This is a genomic window from Rhodococcus sp. IEGM 1406 (assembly GCF_030056745.1).
Taxonomy (GTDB): domain Bacteria; phylum Actinomycetota; class Actinomycetes; order Mycobacteriales; family Mycobacteriaceae; genus Rhodococcus_F; species Rhodococcus_F erythropolis.
Genome location: NZ_JASHKO010000001.1, coordinates 406,561 through 424,194, shown reverse-complemented (window position 1 = coordinate 424,194; position 17,634 = coordinate 406,561). Strand labels below are relative to the sequence as shown.

Sequence of the window (17,634 nt, the reverse complement as noted above, 5' to 3'; positions counted from 1 at the left end):
GCCAGAGAGATGTTCGACGCGGACCAGGCGTCGCAGGCACTCGGTATCGAGATTTCCGAGCTGGCGCCCGGTAGCGCAACCGTGACCGTCACCGTGGGCGAAACCATGGTGAACGGTCACGGAATCACACACGGCGGTTATGTTTTCCTGCTCGCGGACACCGCGTTTGCGCTCGCCTGCAACGGCTACGAGGATTCAGCCGTTGCAGCGCGCGCGGACATCCGATTTCTACGTCCGACCCGTCTGGGCGACACCTTGACCGCGATCGCCACCGAGAAGGCACGAGGCGGTCGAAGTGGGATCTACGACGTGACCGTTCGCAACGGCGACACCGTCGTGGCCGAGTTCCGCGGCGACAGTCGAACCATTTCTCGCTGAAATTCAGCCCACGGTGTTTCAGCTCACGACGGGAAGTTCGAGGGGGCCGGAACCGTCGGCAAAGATCGTCACCGGCATACCTTGCAGTCCCCCACGGAAACTGATGTCACCACCGGTGATCGCGAGACGCACGGAATGTCCCGGCTCGAATCGATGCACTATCGCCGGCATCGTCACCGGTACCGGTTGGGACGGATCACTGATACGTATAGGCGCAATCAGTCCGTTGATCAGCGAGGAAGTTCCGTCCGGGGCCACGTCGTAGAGTTTCGCGAACACCACCGGCTGTCCGGGCGCCGCAACACGCAGCGTCACAGTGGGGGCTCCCACCACGTCCATTGCCTCGGTCATCGGCGCAGTGGTCCAGAGCGCCTCGGTTCCCGGAATCTGTGCATTCGGAATGTTTCCGGCCGGATTGATATTGAGCGGCTCGACGCCTGTCGGCAGCCCACCCGGTGCCGTGACGATCGTCTTCGGACCAGGTATCACCGGCGTGCCGTCCGGCAGCAGTCCCCCGTCAGCGGACAGATGGAAGGCGCGGGCGGTCCCGACATCGACGGTGTCGGACGTCGCGTATGCCGGCGCCGCGTTTCCCTCGTAGTCGATCCAGTTACGGAAATACGCGAATTCCGGTCCCGTCTCCGTGTTCTCGTCCTTGAGGTAGTGATCGAACCAGTCCATGAAGCGACCGGTTTCGTATTGCGCGTCTTCGTCGGGAGCGGAAAAGCTGAATTCGCCGGGCGCAGCGGCCAAGTGGCTGTGCCCCCACGAATGCCAGATCATCTTGGCATCGACGCCACGATCCTTCAGCGCGTCGTAAGTCGCGGTTGCCTCGTTCAGATCGAACAGGGTGTCCTGTTGTCCCTGAGCAAGCAGTACCGGAATGTTGATCCGGTCGACGAACGACGAGACCGACGACGCTCGGAGCTCACTCACTACCTGCGGTCCGATGTCGCCGGTCACCACCGCCTCGGCGATCGCGTTGCACATGTAAGGGACGTAGTTCGGGCAGCCGGGTAGCCGTGCGGGATCTGCGATGTAGCCGTCCACTCCGGGATTCGCGATGCCCGCGCCGAAGAGCAGCGATGCAAAGAGCACCTTCGCTGCTCCCGGCTCCGCTGTCGACACACCGGAGATGATTCCCGTGCTGTTGGGCGCCAAGGAATACGAGAGATCGTTCCAGGTGATCATGGGGATGATCGTGTCGATACGGGGATCGACACTCGCGGCGGCGAATTGAATCCCGCCGCCGTAGGAGCCACCCGTCATTCCGACCCGCGGGTCGTTCGTCGACGGTGCACCGGTGTGATTTACGGAGTCCTGAACCACCGCGGTGAGCGCCGGATAGGGCTGCGTCAGAGCCTGATCCGTGAAGGCAATTCCTTCTTGGCCGCCGAGGAAGCTGACCAACTGGGAGGCGGCGACGCCGTCGTACGCGGGAGAATCGAGTGTGATCTTGCAACTCGAGCCGCCGAAACCCAATCCCGAATACGTCAGTCCGACATACCCGTTCTCGGCGAAGTTCTGCAGAGCGGGAATCTGGTCCTTGTACGAACCACCGAACCCGTTGGTGGTCAGGATCGCGGGCGCTGGGTTGTCCGCATCGACGCCGTCGGGAACAAAAAGTTCACCGACGACGGTGCACGGAGTCGAGAGTTCAGGCCCGACATCGACCGAGAAGTACAGCAGCTGTGACGAATACGAGCCGTTCGGTGAATCCGCGAGCGCCGGCGGCGAAAAGCCGAGGGCACAAACCACGAGCGTGACGACACTGATCGCTATTCTCCGGCGCACCTGAAAACCGTACACCCGGATCTGTTCTCCACCAGCCTGATCGGGTGCGCGCCGCCGAAGTTTCCGGAGCAAAAGCTACGCCGGACGGGCCGACCTCTACTTGACCGTCAAGGTGCCGCGCATACTCGGGTGGTAGGTGCAGTGGAACGTGTACGTTCCAGGCTCGTTCGGCACCGTGATGGTTTCCGTCTCACCCGCTTCGATGTCCTCGTTGAACAACCCTGCGGTATCGGACGTGACCGAGTGCTCGACGGTGTCGTTGTTCTGAATGGTCAGTACCTGTCCGGGCATCACCGACTCCGGCGTCGAATATCCGAAACCGCTGATCACGATTCCCATCGACGACGCTCCCGGCGTCGACATACCCAGAGGCATGCTCGGCATCGACATACTGGTCGGCATGCTGGTCATCGGCATACTGGTCATCGCCATGCCGTCATGATCGGCCGAACCGTTGTCCGTCGAATCGTTGTTGTCACTGCACGCGGTCAGTGCGAACACCGCCAGGATCAGCGCTGCGAGCACTGCGAGAATCCGCTTCATTGCTTCGCCTCCTGCTCGTTCCCCCGCAGTCTGCTGATTACCCGCCGCCTAGGGGGCCAAACAGCTCCGATGTGGTGCCTGCGGCGCTGATAGTGCACGATTTCTGCACCAGCCCACTCGCGGACCGACACTGAAGGAAACAGCACAGATGGCCAAGAGCAAAACGTCGAAGGCAGCCCAGCCGAAGGCGCCGAAGCCAGCCCAGCCGAAGGCTCCCAAGACAGCAGAGCCGAAGGTAGCCGAGAAGGCTCCTGCCGTTCTCTGGAAGGACCTGCCGGACGAGCACGACTACCCGGCGGCCCGCGATTACCTCCAGTTGGGCGCGACACCGGTTCAGGTCCAAGCTCTCGTGTACGCCCTCAAGACGGCGACGCTGGTCTCGAAGAAGGCCAAGGACATCCTGCGGGCCGCCGGGCTACCCCTGCTCCCGGTCGACAACCCGCACGTTGCTGCCGACCTGTTGAAGATCCGCAAGGGGATCGCGCTGTCTCCGATCCTGCTGGTGCAGGGAGACTTCCGCGCCGGAGTACCGGCGCAGATCGCCGACGGCTACCACCGTGTCTGTGCGAGCTACCACGTGGACGAGAACACCGGCATCCCTGCAAAGATCGCTCCCTCGACAGTGACGTCGTAGGTCGTCGATGACCTTCGGCATCCTTGCCCTCGTCGCGCTGGCCGGCATTCTCGGCCCGCTGCTCGGCGCTCGCGTCAGCTGGCATGTCCCCGTGGTGGTCGGCGAACTTGCCGCGGGCGTCGTCTTCGGTGTCACAGGTTTCGGGCTGCTCGACTCTTCGGACCAGACTTTCACGTTCCTGGCCGATATCGGGTTCGCGCTCACGATGATGGTGGCCGGCTCACACGTCCCGGTCCGCGATCCGGCAGTTCGTGCGGCAATCGGCAAGGGTGCCGTTCGTTCGGTTGTCGTCGGACTCCTGTCGGTTGTTGCCGGCTACGGTGCGGCGACGGCATTCGGCACCGGTCACGCCGCGCTGTACGCGGTCCTGATCGCGTCGTCGTCCGCGGCGTTGATTCTCCCCATCGTCGATTCGCTGGGGCTCGGTGGAACCTCGGTTCTGCAGATGACTGCCCAGGTCGCGATCGCGGATACCGTCTGCATTGTCGCGCTGCCTCTGGTGATCGATCCGGACAATGCCCCTCGTGCCGGTGTCGGCGCATTGGCGGTGGCGGCGTGTGCGGTTGCCTTGTTCTTCGTACTGCGAGCCTTCCACCGGTCCGGCCATTGGCGAAGGCTCCACAAATTCTCGGAGAAACGAAAGTTTGCACTCGAACTCCGGATCAATCTGGTGATCCTCTTTTCTCTGGCAGCGCTGGCCTCCAGCACTCACGTGTCGATCATGCTCGCGGGCTTCGCCTTCGGACTTGTCCTGGCCGCGATCGGTGAACCCCGCCGCCTCGCCAAGCAACTCTTCGCGGTCACTGACGGCTTCTTCGCGCCTCTCTTCTTCGTCTGGTTGGGAGCGGCGATCAATCTGCGCGACCTCGTCACCCATCCGTCCGCCATCTGGCTCGGATTGGTCTTGGGCGGAGCAACTCTCGTGGTTCACGCCGCGATACGCGTCCTCGGTCTTCCGCTCCCGCTCGGCGTGCTGTCCGCCGCACAACTGGGAGTACCGGTTGCCGCAGTGACGGTGGGCACTCAATTGGGGGTGATGGGCGACGGTGAACCCGCAGCCATCCTCCTCGCCGCCATGATCACGATCGGGGCAGCAACACTGGCTGGTGCTGCCGCGTCGAAAGCCGGTCTCACGAAGCCTGTTTGACCGCGGCCCGCTCCACCGTCAGCAGGCTCTCCTCCGAATGTTCGGCGTGATACGCCGCGCCGCCGCCGCGGACACCGAATAGCCGCTTGCTCCAGATCAGCCACACGACGGCGGCGACGTTCACCAGCAGCAGCCCGGCCCTCAACCACGTGATCTTCTCGGTCAATTCGTAGATTTCGAGGGGCAGGAACAAGCTGGTCGCCACCACTGCGAAGTACTCGCCCCAGCGTTTGACCATCCACAGCCCAACGGCCTCGATCACTTGCAGGCCGGCGTAGACCAACAGACCGACCGCGATCCAGGTGAGCGTCGTCGCCGACAACGAAAACGCCTGCTCGATGTGATGGACCAGTTTGGAATCGTCGATGTTCCAACCCAGCTGGCGGGCCAATGGTCTGATCAACGGCAATTCGTTCTCGAAGGCGTCCTCGACGCGCCCCTTCGACGATCTGAGTTTGAACACCCCGATCGCCAGAAGAACCAACCCCAGAGCGCGGAACATTCTCTCGGTGGCAAGAAGTCGCATGATCAACCGGTCGCGAAGCAGCCGTCCCCGCGGAACCTCGGGAGCGGCGTCCGCCGGCCCGGACGCTCGCGGTGCTCCCGGGACGAAGTTGCCGCAACGTAGACACCGCCAAGCCTGTCCTACCGCTGTCTCCACATGAAGTCGATCCCGCAGCTCAGGTTCGTCCGGAGCGTAGGTCTCGTGACCGTGCCAACTGCACGAGCGCAATGCGAAGTCCACGGGTGAACTCTATGCCGCATATGCCCGGTAGCGTGGATACCCGCTGACCGTGCACTTCGAACGATGAGGATTCCGATGACAACCACCAAGATCGAAACCCGGCATGGCGTCATGGCAGTCGACGACAGTGCCACCGAAGGTTTCCCGGTTGTCTTCATCCACGGAAACTCGGCCAGCCGCTCCATCTTCCGTCATCAGGTCGACGCCGGATGGGCGGGCGACTACCGCATGATCACTCTGGATCTGCTCGGCCACGGCGACTCCGAGGACGCGGGCGAACCCGAAGCCGCGTACACGCAGAACGGTTACGCCGACGCCATCGTCGATGTTCTAGCCGAACTCGGCGTCGAACGAGCGGTTGTCGTCGGGTGGTCGCTCGGCGGACACATCGCTCTCGAGTTGATCGCGAAATTCCCCGGGCTCACCGGAATCGTCATCACCGGTACGCCACCGGCAAATCCCGAGACGCTCGGCGACGCATTCAATGCCGGCGACGGATTGTCCATCGGCGGCACCGAGGTCATCACCGCGCAGGAAGCCGAACTCTACGCACGGATGACCGCCGTTCCCTTCGAGCAGTCAGCCCTCGACGCCGCGATACGCACGGACGGGCGCGCTCGCAAGATCATGTTCGACGCATTCGGCGCGGGCCGCGAATCGGATCAGAAGTCCCTGGTTGCAACGGCGTCTGTGCCTCTCGCGGTGATCGACGGCGCCGAGGACCCGTTCGTCAACACGTCCTATGTCGCGTCGTTGACCTTCGCGAATCTCTGGGAGGGCACGTATCACGTGATCCCGGGAGTCGGGCATGCAGCGTTCTGGGAAGCACCCGAGATCTACAACCCTCTGTTGCAGCGGTTCCTCGCCAGTTTCGCGAAGTAACTAGCTGGACGCGGCGTCCTATGAGATAGAAGCCACTCGACAATCCGGCCATGTCCGGTCTATTAATCGCCGTCCTACAGTTCGGAAAACAACTGGAGGCACTGCGATGACCATTCTCGAGCACGGCACGGAAACGTGCACCGGTGGACCGACCCTTCCCCAGGTACGACGCCTCGTCACCGAAGTGCCTGGCCCCAACTCGCGTACTTTGGCGAAGCGCCGGAGCGCCGCGCTGCCGGCCGGACTGACCAGCGGATCCAGCATTTACGTAGCTGCAGCGGGCGGAGGAGTTGTCGTCGACGTCGACGGCAACTCGTTCATCGACTTCGGCAGCGGCATCGCCGTGACCACCGTCGGAAACAGCGCGCCGCGCGTGGTCGAACGCACCACACGCCAGCTCAGCCAGTTCACCCATACGTGTTTCCTCGCAAACCCCTACGAGGGGTACGTCGAGGTCTGCGAAGCGCTCAACCGCCTGACCCCGGGAGATCACGAGAAACGTACAGCGCTGTTCAACACCGGCAGCGAGGCGCTCGAGAACGCCGTGAAATACGCACGTGCCGCGACCGGTCGCCCGGCAGTTGTCGTCTTCGACCACGCATTCCACGGTCGCACGTTGATGACCATGACGATGACGGCCAAGAACCAGCCGTACAAGGCCACATTCGGCCCGTTCGCACCAGAGGTCTACCGGGTTCCGATGGCCTACCCCTACCGTTGGCCGAGCGGCCCCGAAAACGCCGCCGACGAAGCATTCGCCCAATTCCGTCTTGCGATCGACACTCAGATCGGTGCCGAATCGGTAGCCGCTGTGGTCGTGGAACCGATTCAGGGTGAGGGAGGTTTCATCGTTCCCGCTCCGGGATTCCTGAAGCGCATCGCCGAATTCTGCCGTGAGCGCGGCATTCTCGTCGTCGCGGACGAGGTCCAGACCGGTATCGCACGAACTGGAGCCTGGTTCGCCAGCGAGAGTGAGGACTTCGTCCCCGACATCATCACAACTGCAAAAGGTCTCGCCGGCGGAATGCCACTCGCCGCCGTGACCGGCCGTGCCGACGTCATGGACGCCGCGCATCCCGGTGGTATCGGCGGTACGTACAGCGGCAATCCCGTGGCCTGCGAGGCCGCCCTGGCAGTTTTCGAGACGATCGAGGTGGAAGGCCTCCTCGACCGCGCAAAGGACATCGGCGAAATCCTGACCACAGGGCTGTCCGAAATCGCTTCGGACACAAATATAATCGGCGACATTCGTGGACGAGGCGCCATGATTGCAATCGAGCTGATCCACGACGAAGACAAGGCTCCCAATCGCGAGGCCGTCGCCCAGATCGTCAGCTACGCCCACGCGCACGGCCTACTTCTCCTCGCTGCCGGCACCTACGGAAACGTCGTTCGATTCCTCCCGCCGCTGAGCATCTCCGACGAATTGCTGGCCGAAGGACTCGGCATCCTTCGCGACGCTGTGACAGCAGTCCGATGAGCGTCGTTGTTCACAGCTTGATCGGCGGAGCTTGGGTCACGGGTAGCGAAGGCACACTGACGGACACCAACCCGGCTCGCCCCGACGAAGTTGTCGCCACCGGAGGCCGCGCCGGCGCATCTGAAATGGCGACCGGTGTTCGCGTCGCCCGCATCGCCGCGAACGACTGGGCGCGCCTACCGATGTCCGCACGCGGCGCATACCTCACTCGCGCAGCGGAAATCATCGAAACCAACGCCGATGCCTGGGGCGAAGAACTCACCCGCGAAGAGGGGAAAACGCTGGCCGAGGGTATCGGAGAAGTGCGCCGGGCTGCGCAGATTCTGCGTTACTACGGCAACGCCGCAGACCGCGAGTCCGGGACGGTGTATTCCTCCCCACGTAGCGGCGAGCAAATTCTTGTCACTCGCAAACCTCTCGGCGTGGTAGGCGTCGTCACGCCGTTCAACTTCCCGATCGCGATCCCGGCGTGGAAGATTGCGCCCGCCTTGGTATACGGAAACACTGTTGTCTGGAAACCGGCTGCCGCGGTGCCCCTTCTGGCCTTCCGTCTCGCGCAGGCATTGACCGAAGCGGGCCTACCCGACGGCGTCCTGAACATGATCCTTGCCGACAGCGCGGCAGGTGAAGCGCTGGTCGACCACCCGGACCTCGACGCCGTCACCTTTACCGGTTCCACCGGCGTCGGCCGAAGAATCGCGGGATCTGCTGCAGCGCGCGGAGTTCCGGCCCAGGCGGAAATGGGTGGAAAGAACGCAGCCATCGTACTTGCCGACGCAGATCTCGGGCTTGCAGTCGAGCAGGTCATGTTGGGAGCATTCCGGTCAACCGGCCAGAAATGCACGGCCACTTCGCGTCTGGTGCTCCACGAAACCATCGCCGAGGAATTCTTGGCGAGGCTGACCGTCGAGGTCGAAGAATTGAGAGTCGGAGATCCACTCGATCCCGACGTCACTACAGGTCCTGTGGTCAGCGCATACGCACAGCAAACGATCATCGAGGGAATCGATCGAGCCGTCGGCGGCGGCGGCGCCAGAGTTGTGGCCAGCGCCGAAGCGCCGGAATCGGGCCACTACGTCCGGCCGACGGTGCTGGAACTGTCGGCGAGCACCGAACTATGGTTCGAGGAACTTTTCGGCCCGGTGCTTGCGGTGCAGCGGGCAGCAACAACTGCAGACGCATTCCGCTTGGCGAATGAGGGCGAATTCGGTTTGTCCGCAGCGCTGTTCACTCAGGACCTGACCAGCGCACTTGCCGGTATCGATGACCTGGACGTGGGGATCCTGCACGTCAACTCGGAATCGGCAGGCGCTGATCCTCACGTACCTTTCGGCGGTGCGAAGAAGAGTGGATACGGGCCCAAGGAACAAGGCGACGCGGCGCGGGAGTTCTTCACTCACACCACCACCGTCTATCTCAGGGGCGGCCGAGCGTGATCTGAATTCGATTCCGCCTGCAGCAGTTCACGAGCTTTGAGTGCGATCCACAACTCGGACCGTGTGTGGGCGGAATCGAGATCTCGGCCGATCAACTCGGCGGCCTTGTCCATGCGGTTACGCAGCGTGTGCCGGTGAACACCCAACTGCGTTGCAGCGGACTCCCATTGTCCATTGTGGTGCAGGAACGCTTCGATCGAGTCCACCAGACGGGAACCGTTCTCGGCATCGTAGCCTTCCAGCACACCGAGGCCGCCGGCCGCGATCGACTGCAGAACATCGTTCGACTGCACACTCAACAAGAGACTGAAAGTCCCGAGTTCCGAGAACGGAACGAGCGTGTGTCCATCGACCTGCCCCACTTTGGCAGCAGAGACGGCCTCGCGCAGACTCGCTGCTACACCGCTCATCGGCCGGACGCTACCGATTCCGCCGTTGATACTCCGGCGTGAATTCTCCCGCACTCTCGCATACACACTGCGCGCGACCTTCTCCGCAACTTCACTTTTCACGACGAACCACACGCCGGTGCCGTCATTCAGTGGAGCCAACAGGTACGGCACCGCCACTTCTTCGAGGGCCGCTGAAGTGATATCGGTTGCCGCCAGCAAAGGCCCGACATCGGTCAAGGCAGTTGCAACCACCGGGGATCCGGATTCGAATCCGAAGTACCGCAACAGACTTTCGTCTACTTCGCCGCCAGCCTGGCGCACCATCGTCGCGACCGCCAACCTCAGCCGTTGTTCGGCATCGACAACCCGCAACGGCTTGGCGAGCTCGATGGTCAACAGCGACACCGCGTGGCCGACCAGCAGTCGTTCGGACTGATCCAAGGCAGCATCGGACGCCACCGCCAGCGTGCCGCTCACGGCAAGCTTGTGAATGGCCAGATGGCCGTCGTCGTCCACCACGACCCGGCTGCGCTCCTTGCCTGATCGCTCCCTGATGCGTTCGGGCAGAGACGAACTCGCACTTTCCGTCAGAGCGAGCACCGCTCCGTCCCGATCGAGAACGCACACTGCTGCGTGAACCGCTCGACCCAGTGCAGCGATCAGGGCCGGCACTCCGTCGAGCAGGGCACGCGCCAACTTCTCCTGGGCATCGACCACCGCCTGCACCGTTCGTATCTGGTCGGCGGTCAGCTCGTCGATCACGGCCCGCGAGATGGCGATGAACGGCGTCTCCTTGGCGACGGAAAGCACGGCAAAACCCAGTTCGTCGCCGGCCCTGATGATCGCGTTCGGCACCTTCTCGTGCACGGTGCCGGTGTCGAATGCCAGTGCCACGGCGCCGGTCCGCGCAATGCGCTCGACGTACTCGTACTGCTTTGTCGCCGATCGCGAAAGGTGCAGCCCCGTCGTCATGACAAGCTCTCCACCGGCGAGCCATCGACTCGGATCCTGCAACTCGATTGCGTGCGCCCAACTGATCGGCAGATCGACGTGGCCATGACCTGCAACAACCGAGAGACCGAGAGAGTTGGTAGCCGCCAAGCGCCGGACAGTCATCGGCATTACCGGAACCTCCGAAGGCAGTGGACAGAACTGACAGTCTTCAGTTCCAATTTGTACATCAGGTCCATGTTCTGGATCACACGACGAGCTTAGCGTCTCTCCGAAAGAACTGATCGCGTCATGCAATAGGAGCTGAGCCCAGATGCCCGACAGCAGCACCGAAACAGCCGAAGCCGCCAGCGTTCATTCGACGCTCAAGACAGGCTTGAAGAAGCGCCACCTCACCATGCTTTCCATGGGTGGTGTCATCGGCGCCGGTTTCTTCGTCGGGCTGAGCGGAATCATCAACCAGGCCGGCCCCGGCGCAGTCATCACTTGCGCGATCTGCGGCATCATCGTGTTCCTGGTGATGCGCATGCTCGGTGAAATGGCCGTCGCCAAGCCGTGTACGGGATCATTCACCGAGTACGCGCGAATGGCGTTGGGCGACTGGGCGGGTTTCACCACGGGCTGGCTCTACTGGTATTTCTGGGTGATCGTCGTCGGCATCGAATCCGTCGTCGGAGCTACCCTGCTCTCCCGGTGGATCCATGGTGTACCGCTCTGGCTCATGTCAGCAGTACTCCTGTTGGTGATGACCGGGGTCAACCTTCTCTCCGTCAGCAACTTCGGTGAGGCCGAATACTGGTTTGCAGGTATCAAGGTCGCCGTCATCATCGGCTTCATCGTGCTCGGCAGTCTGTTCGTCTTCGGCATCTGGCCCGGCAGTGAAGTCGATTTCAGTAATCTGACCGGCCACGGAGGATTTCTGCCGAACGGCTTCACCCCCGTGCTGGTGGGCGTTGTCGCCGTGATCTTCTCCATGACCGGAGCCGAGCTGGTCACAATCGCCGCAGCGGAATCCGCCGAACCGGCCGGAGCGATCAGACGAGCCACGAACACCGTCGTCTTCCGCATTCTCGCGTTCTTCGTTGTCGCCACCTTCCTCCTCGTGACGATGCTGCCGTGGGATTCGTTCGTCGTCGGCGATTCTCCGTTCATCTCCGCACTCGACCTGCTCGGAATTCCCGGCGCCGCCGACATTCTCAATCTCGTGGTTCTGGTCGCTGTGCTGTCCTGCCTCAACTCCGGCCTGTACACGGCGTCACGGATGCTCTTCGCACTCTCCGTCTACAACGACGCGCCGGCATGGATGACACGGACCAACAGTCGCGGCGTGCCCGTGAAGGGCGTACTCGCCTGCACCGTGGCCGGGTATTTCTGTATCGCGGCCGGTTACATCTGGCCAGACACGATCTTCCTGTTCCTCGTGAATTCGTCCGGCGCAATCTGTTTGTTCGTTTACATCCTGATCTGTGTATCCGAACTACGCCTCCGACGCCGATGGGAACGCGAAAGTCCCGAGATTCTGAAATTCCGTGTCTGGTTGTATCCCGGCCTACCGATAGTGGTCACCGGCCTGATTCTCGTGATCCTGGTGGGAATGGGTCTCAACGAACCGACGCGCGCGGAGTTCGTCCAAAGCCTGGTCGCGCTGGGAGTCATCCTCGTCGCTTACAGCGTGAGAAGGTCTCGTACGCGAAAAGTCGTATCGTTCGCGACCGCCTCGAACAACGCACACAGCAGTTCGAAGAAGGCTTGAAACAAGCATCGAGTAAGCGCTCGACTCGGTAAGAGAACCTCTTCCCCGAAAAAAATCGAACCGGTGGAACCGGTCGAACACAGATTTTCTCTTTACCTAAATTCAAGGCAAAATAGACAGCATGCCGAGCCCTGTCATCGCCTCCGAAGGGCACAGTTCTTGGCAAACACTTCACGAATGGTTCAACGAACCGCACGACTACGAGTGGATAAAGCACCAGAGATCCGGCCGAACAATCATTCCGATCTTCCGAACCTTGCTCGGAATGATGACGATCATCTTCGGACTCTCCGCGTTCTACAAATTGATCGGCCCGGATACGCCGCCGACCACTCTCGGCAAAGCTCTTTCGATTTTCATGATCTGCACGTGTGTGGGAATCGCCGCGTGCTGGTTCACACAACCATTTCCCGGACGCCGGGGGTTGCTTGCATTCGGGATATTCGCAGATCTCGGGATCGCGGCCGCAGTCCTTCTGGTGCCGGATCGCTCGTCCGCGACGTTCGGTTGCACCGTCTTCGCGGTCACCGGAACCTTTGCGACGCTCTTTGTCAGCGCAAGGTGGCTTGTCGCTCATGCCGTTTGGTCGACGACCATCACGACTACCGTTTTTGTTCTTGCCTATCTAGAAGGCGACGTCGATATCACGACGCTTCTGGCCCGCGGCACCGTTCTTTTCGGAGCTGTCACACTCGTTCCCATTTTTGCGCACCTGACCTGGCGCACTCTCTACCGCGATGCCCAGTATTCGGACCGCGATCCCCTCACTGGCCTGTTCAACCGTCGGGGACTGGAAGGGGCAGTCGGCGATCTCTTCGAGAGCACCCGAGACGATTCTTCGTCTCTCGCTTTCGTCGTCGTCGATATCGACAAATTCAAGACGGTGAATGATCTTCACGGTCATGCCGAAGGCGATCATGTCATCAGAAGAACCGCGAACCGATTGAGCACACATCTCGGCGAACACGGAATCATCGCTCGTACGGGCGGAGAAGAATATCTGGCTGTCATTGCCGGTGATCCCGAATCGACAATCCTGTTGATCGAAGGGATAAACGCGGCACTGTCGGATTGTTCCGACGCGATCCCCACAACGGTGAGCGTCGGAGCTGTGATGATGACCGCCGAATCGAAGGCGTGGAGCGGCGGTGCTTCCGCAATCCTGGCGGCGACAAACGTCGCGGATTCGATGATGTATCAAGCGAAAGCGGCAGGCGGTAATACGATCCGCTCGGCTCAGATCTGATTCACAGCCACGTAAGTGGGTGGACGCTGCGCCCCGTTTCCGTGTCCGTGGCGGCAAGATACACATCGACGCGCTCAGCGGTCAGAGCCTTGCTGATGTGATAACCCTGGACCAGGTCACACCCGACCCACTGAACGCGGCGGAACTGCTCGATGGTCTCGACGCCCTCGGCCAACGATTTCATACCAAGGGCCGCGGCCAATTCGACGATGGACTTCACCACGGACATCTTCGGATCGTCCGAGTCGGTGACCAGCATGCGATCGATCTTGAGAACGTCGATTGGAAGTCTCTGGAGCGTGGCGAAGGAAGAATAGCCGGTCCCGAAATCGTCGAGTGCGACGGTAACCCCGAGCTCACGCAGCTTGTAGAGATCCCGGATCGCGCGATCGTCCACAACACCTGTCTCGGTGATTTCGAGCTGCAGCAGATGCGGAGCCAAGCCCGAATCCGTCAGAGCTTTCTTCACCATCGCACCGAACTCTCGCGACACCAACTGCACTGGTGAAACGTTGACCGAGACGCCGATTCCGGTCGGCCACCCCGCAGCAGCCGCGGTCGCCATCGCCATTGCCTGCGCACCGAGGGGAATGATCATTCCGGTTTCCTCCGCCACCGAGATGAACTGGCTGGGCCCGATGAGGCCGCGGCTGGGATGGTTCCACCGCAGAAGAGCCTCGAAGGCCACCACTTCACCGGTCTGAGTGTCGACCTGAGGCTGATAGTGGAGATCGAACTGCCCTTCCTCGATCCCTCTGTCCAGCTCGTGGAGCGCAGTCGCCCGCGCCGATGCCCTCGCCCGCAGCAGCGGTGAGAACTTGCCTACTCGATTGCGCCCCGTCGACTTCGCTTCGTACAGAGCCAGATCCGCCAGCATCACCAATCCGTCTGCGTCTGTTGAATCCTCGGGCGCGCTGGAGTAACCGATCGTGGCCCGCACTTCTATTCGATTGCCTTCGACGAAGAATGGTTCGTGCAGCACTTCCAGGTACCGATCGAAGATCACTCCGGGATCGTCGCGCGACGACGTGCAGACGATCAGCCCGAATTCGTCGCCGCCCATCCGCGAGCACATGTCCGAACCTACGACCTTGCGCAGGCGTGTCGTGACTTCGAGAAGTAATTGGTCCCCGATCGGATGTCCAAGGGTGTCGTTGACCGATTTGAAATTGTCGAGGTCGAGAATCCCGACGAGAACCTGCTTGTCCGGCGCCCGAGAATTGATCGCTTCCTCGAGCGCCACACCGAACGCACGACGGTTCGGCAACCCGGTCAACGAGTCGGTGGCCGCAAGGCGAAGGATCTCCTGCTCGTGGACATACCTCTCCGTGATGTCGGAACCGACACCGCGCCAACCCAGAATCACACCGGATTCGAGAACCCGCGGATTACCGGAAAGAGACCACCAGCGCCGCCTACCGTCGACATGCACCGGCACGACGGTGTCCCGGAAGGGGGCACTCGATTCGAGTTTGTCGATCATCTGGGCCGCGGCCGCACGTCCCTCCGGACTCGACGCGATCTGGAGTCTGGTGAGGAGTTGCCCGAAGGTGAGTTGCTGCAACTCGTCCACCGTCATACCTGCGACCTCGGCGAGACGTGCCGAGGTGTGGGAGAACCGGCCGTTGGTGTCGCACTCCCACAGCCAGTCGCGGGAACCGCCCTCGAAACCGTCGAGCAACAACGCCACAGTCTGACGCTCGGATTCCGCCTGAAACTCTGCGAGACAACGTCTCTGGAACGAGGCCGACAGATAGACCGCCCCTACGGTGAGCGCAAACATGTAGATGCACAACTGAATCGCAAGTACGCGAAAGTGGGGTTCGGCGTGGACGATGAGAACAGTGAAGACGCCGAGGCCGTGAATGTAGATCCAGGTCAGGCTCACCGATCTCAGACTGGAGAACGTCACGGTCCCGGCGCCCATGATTCCTGCCATCGTCGCGATCAGAACCAAGTCGCGGGAGACGTCCATGTCGTGAAAGAGCAGGGCAAAAAGTGCGACGTCTAGGGTCGCGACAACGATCACTTCGACGAGCAGACCCACGTAGTCGTAGCGCGGTGTGTGCTTCGACGGTCGCCAGCGAAGCGGTATCCATACTCGAATCGAATTCGCGAGGACAAGAAAGATGAGGGCGCCGCCCAACCACCTGAGCGTCTGACGTCCGGGCGGGACGGTGTAGGTCAGAATCACGACCAAACTCGCCATGTACGCAAGATTGGCGAACGGCGCGACGGCCGCAGCCTCGTCGATCTGACGGCGAAACAGGCTGTTGCAGTCGGTCTCCGAAGCAGGATCTTGCCGACTCAATCGACTCAGACGGTTCATCAGTGTGGCATCCCGACACCAGTGCAGGCGCCATCAGCGGGCGTCGAATCCGCTCGCCTGGCCATCCGAACCTCCCCTGGCTCCCCACCGAACCCTTATCCGGTGAAACGTCAGTGTTTCAGACTCGCTGCTTGTTTCCTTCACAACGGTAGCCATCTGACGAATCGATTGTGCGCAGATCACTATATCCAGAGGTCGTTCCGTCGATCTTCCAGGTCGATCCCCGATTGCTGATTCTTAGCTCGAACCACGTTTGTCGCCGACCGCGACGCGGGGGATTCGAGCGGTCGGGAACAACGCGGCGATTGCGAGCAGCGCTGCCACGGCAAAAGCGACACGCAACGCGTCCAGCCTGGCTTCTTCGTTCACGTCCACGATCGCATCCGCCGTGGACTCGGCGACGCCGGCGTCATTGAGAGCGGATCGGAGTTGCGTCGTCGACAGGAACGGCACGCCCGAGGCCATGTCGGTGCTCGCTTGCTTCTGCACCGATGTCGGAACCGCCGGATTGTCTTCGATTCCGGCGATCGCCGACGTCGTGAGAGTGGCAATGAGAACCGATCCGATCAGGGCAGTTCCCAAGGATGCGCCGAGGTTGGTGGCGGTGTTCTGCAACCCGCCGACCTCGGTACTGCGCTCGTCCGGGACCGAGGACACCGTGACGGCTCCGAGCTGCGAAGACAGGCACCCCAAGCCGAAACCCATGAACAGCATGGGAATCATCACGATCGCCGCATTGGCGCCCGGGTCCATGCCTGCCACGAGCATCAGAATGCCGACGACCATGACCAACAATCCGACTCGGACCACGCGTCGCGGGTTCGCGGTAGGCCGAAGCTTCGGAATACCGATCGCCGCCACGACGAGCGCCGCCGACAACGGCAGGATGCGAATTCCGGTCTCGAGAGCGCTGAGCTCCAGAACTACGGACAAGAACAAAGGAACCGCGAAGAACACGCCCGCCTGCACCAGAAACTGCGCGAAGAACATCGACAGCCCGCCACTGAGTTCGCGGTTTCGCAGCATCGCCGGATCGAGCAGAGGCTCCTTCCCCGCAGCGGCCAGGCGACCCTCCCATCGCAGGAATCCGTAAACGACAAGGAGCCCGACGATCAGCAGCCACACCACCGGAGACAACCCCACCAGTTGCGGCCCGCCAGGTTTGGCCTGTACCCAACCCCACTCGCTCGAACGCAGAACACCGAAGACGATCATTCCCAGTCCCACCACGGACAGGATCGAACCGAAGTAGTCGAGGCGCGACTTCGACGGTGGGACGTCGACCACCTTGCTGAGCACCAGCAAGATCAGGACAACGATCACGACTTCGCCGACGAACACGTAACGCCACGACGCAAATGTCGTCGCCGCGCCGCCGATCAGCGGCCCCACTGCCACGGCTATCGCGCCTGCTGCAGCGACGAGGCCGTAGGCCGCCGGACGCTTCTCCGCCGGGAAGTTGGTGGCGACGAGCGCAACGATCGCGGGCATGATGAGCGCCGCGCCGACGCCTTCGAGGAACGACCACCCGATCAACAGGACCACGAGATTCGGAGCGAGCGCAGTCGTCAGAGACCCAGCGCCGTAGATGACCAAGCCGAGTGCGAAGGCTCGGCGACGGCCCATCATCGAACCGACTTTGCTACCCGTGATCATCAGAGTCGCCATGACCAGGGTGTACAGCGTGATCGCGGTTTGAATGCCGGTGATGCTCGTGCCGACGTCCTCGGCGACGGTCGCCATCGAAACATTCATGACCGAGCTGTCCAGGGTCATCAGGAACTGGCTGCTCGCCAACACCGTGAGAACCAGCCCCGAACCCGCCTGCGTAGTCGAACCAGCAACCTGTCCGTCACCCATCGTGCGGGTGTACCCGGTGCTCAGGTCTTCGAAGCAGACCGGTCAGTGCTGTTTGAGGCTGTTC

The 17,634-nt window shown here is 61.8% G+C and carries 14 protein-coding genes; 8 read left to right on the top strand and 6 right to left on the bottom strand.

Translation table 11 applies throughout. The features are described from left to right. Nucleotides 1-9: 9 nt before the first annotated feature. Nucleotides 10-378, top strand: coding sequence for a hydroxyphenylacetyl-CoA thioesterase PaaI (paaI, locus tag QM596_RS01950; RefSeq protein ID WP_044480147.1), 369 nt, complete (start codon nt 10-12; stop codon nt 376-378). A gap of 18 nt (nt 379-396) precedes the next feature. Here the strand turns inward: paaI and QM596_RS01945 are convergent, their stop codons facing one another. Continuing rightward, nucleotides 397-2,187, bottom strand: coding sequence for a CocE/NonD family hydrolase (locus QM596_RS01945; protein WP_502943362.1), 1,791 nt, complete (start codon nt 2,185-2,187; stop codon nt 397-399). Between the two features lie 81 nt (nt 2,188-2,268). Beyond that, nucleotides 2,269-2,715: a cupredoxin domain-containing protein gene (locus QM596_RS01940; protein WP_020909483.1), complete on the bottom strand. Its 447-nt coding sequence runs from the start codon at nt 2,713-2,715 to the stop codon at nt 2,269-2,271. Between the two features lie 271 nt (nt 2,716-2,986). On the opposite strand from QM596_RS01940, the gene QM596_RS01935 reads away from it, so the two are divergent. Both QM596_RS01935 and QM596_RS01930 read left to right on the top strand, forming a co-directional pair. Continuing rightward, nucleotides 2,987-3,349, top strand: a complete 363-nt coding sequence (locus tag QM596_RS01935; protein ID WP_029537164.1) for a hypothetical protein — start codon at nt 2,987-2,989, stop codon at nt 3,347-3,349. Nucleotides 3,350-3,356: 7 nt separating this feature from the next. After that, on the top strand, nt 3,357-4,496 hold the full coding sequence (locus tag QM596_RS01930) for a cation:proton antiporter (protein ID WP_133727271.1): 1,140 nt from the start codon (nt 3,357-3,359) through the stop codon (nt 4,494-4,496). Here the strand turns inward: QM596_RS01930 and QM596_RS01925 are convergent. After that, a complete protein-coding gene (locus tag QM596_RS01925) occupies nt 4,480-5,241 on the bottom strand; it encodes a DUF2127 domain-containing protein (RefSeq protein WP_020971129.1) in 762 nt (253 codons plus the stop codon). The two genes, QM596_RS01930 and QM596_RS01925, sit on opposite strands and share 17 nt — an antisense overlap. 75 nt (nt 5,242-5,316) lie before the next feature. Here QM596_RS01925 and QM596_RS01920 point away from each other — a divergent pair, with 75 nt between their 5' ends. The 3 genes from QM596_RS01920 (at nt 5,317) to QM596_RS01910 (ending at nt 9,039) form a co-directional block, all read left to right on the top strand. Further along, nucleotides 5,317-6,123, top strand: coding sequence for an alpha/beta fold hydrolase (locus tag QM596_RS01920; protein ID WP_021345863.1), 807 nt, complete (start codon nt 5,317-5,319; stop codon nt 6,121-6,123). A 106-nt stretch (nt 6,124-6,229) separates the two neighbouring features. Then, nucleotides 6,230-7,603 carry a 4-aminobutyrate--2-oxoglutarate transaminase gene (gabT, locus tag QM596_RS01915; protein ID WP_020971131.1) on the top strand — a complete coding sequence of 458 codons (1,374 nt, stop codon included), beginning with the start codon at nt 6,230-6,232 and terminating at the stop codon, nt 7,601-7,603. Then, nucleotides 7,600-9,039 (top strand): aldehyde dehydrogenase family protein, encoded by a 1,440-nt coding sequence (locus tag QM596_RS01910; RefSeq protein ID WP_283307950.1) that lies wholly within the window; start codon nt 7,600-7,602, stop codon nt 9,037-9,039. Before gabT ends, QM596_RS01910 begins: the two co-directional genes overlap by 4 nt. Here the strand turns inward: QM596_RS01910 and QM596_RS01905 are convergent. Continuing rightward, complete coding sequence (locus QM596_RS01905; RefSeq protein WP_223258042.1) at nt 9,015-10,547, bottom strand: PucR family transcriptional regulator; 1,533 nt, start codon at nt 10,545-10,547, stop codon at nt 9,015-9,017. The genes QM596_RS01910 and QM596_RS01905 overlap by 25 nt on opposite strands. A gap of 148 nt (nt 10,548-10,695) precedes the next feature. Here QM596_RS01905 and QM596_RS01900 point away from each other — a divergent pair, with 148 nt between their 5' ends. After that, entirely contained in the window at nt 10,696-12,135 is a 1,440-nt protein-coding gene (locus QM596_RS01900; protein ID WP_021345866.1) for an amino acid permease, read from the top strand. Between the two features lie 121 nt (nt 12,136-12,256). After that, nucleotides 12,257-13,381, top strand: coding sequence for a GGDEF domain-containing protein (locus tag QM596_RS01895; protein WP_283307948.1), 1,125 nt, complete (start codon nt 12,257-12,259; stop codon nt 13,379-13,381). 1 nt (nt 13,382) lies between these two features. On the opposite strand, the gene QM596_RS01890 is transcribed toward QM596_RS01895, so the two are convergent. After that, nucleotides 13,383-15,710, bottom strand: a complete 2,328-nt coding sequence (locus QM596_RS01890; RefSeq protein WP_060937820.1) for a putative bifunctional diguanylate cyclase/phosphodiesterase — start codon at nt 15,708-15,710, stop codon at nt 13,383-13,385. A 237-nt stretch (nt 15,711-15,947) separates the two neighbouring features. After that, entirely contained in the window at nt 15,948-17,570 is a 1,623-nt protein-coding gene (locus tag QM596_RS01885) for an MFS transporter (RefSeq protein WP_283307945.1), read from the bottom strand. Nucleotides 17,571-17,634 lie beyond the last annotated feature (64 nt).

Coding starts and splice junctions, on each gene's coding strand:
- QM596_RS01905 (WP_223258042.1), bottom strand. CDS start 10,547: ATGACTGTCCGGCGCTTGGCGGCTACCAACTCTCTCGGTCTCTCGGTT.
- QM596_RS01910 (WP_283307950.1), top strand. CDS start 7,600: ATGAGCGTCGTTGTTCACAGCTTGATCGGCGGAGCTTGGGTCACGGGT.
- QM596_RS01940 (WP_020909483.1), bottom strand. CDS start 2,715: ATGAAGCGGATTCTCGCAGTGCTCGCAGCGCTGATCCTGGCGGTGTTC.
- QM596_RS01900 (WP_021345866.1), top strand. CDS start 10,696: ATGCCCGACAGCAGCACCGAAACAGCCGAAGCCGCCAGCGTTCATTCG.
- QM596_RS01895 (WP_283307948.1), top strand. CDS start 12,257: ATGCCGAGCCCTGTCATCGCCTCCGAAGGGCACAGTTCTTGGCAAACA.
- QM596_RS01930 (WP_133727271.1), top strand. CDS start 3,357: ATGACCTTCGGCATCCTTGCCCTCGTCGCGCTGGCCGGCATTCTCGGC.
- gabT (WP_020971131.1), top strand. CDS start 6,230: ATGACCATTCTCGAGCACGGCACGGAAACGTGCACCGGTGGACCGACC.
- QM596_RS01885 (WP_283307945.1), bottom strand. CDS start 17,570: ATGGGTGACGGACAGGTTGCTGGTTCGACTACGCAGGCGGGTTCGGGG.
- QM596_RS01920 (WP_021345863.1), top strand. CDS start 5,317: ATGACAACCACCAAGATCGAAACCCGGCATGGCGTCATGGCAGTCGAC.
- paaI (WP_044480147.1), top strand. CDS start 10: ATGTTCGACGCGGACCAGGCGTCGCAGGCACTCGGTATCGAGATTTCC.
- QM596_RS01890 (WP_060937820.1), bottom strand. CDS start 15,710: ATGAACCGTCTGAGTCGATTGAGTCGGCAAGATCCTGCTTCGGAGACC.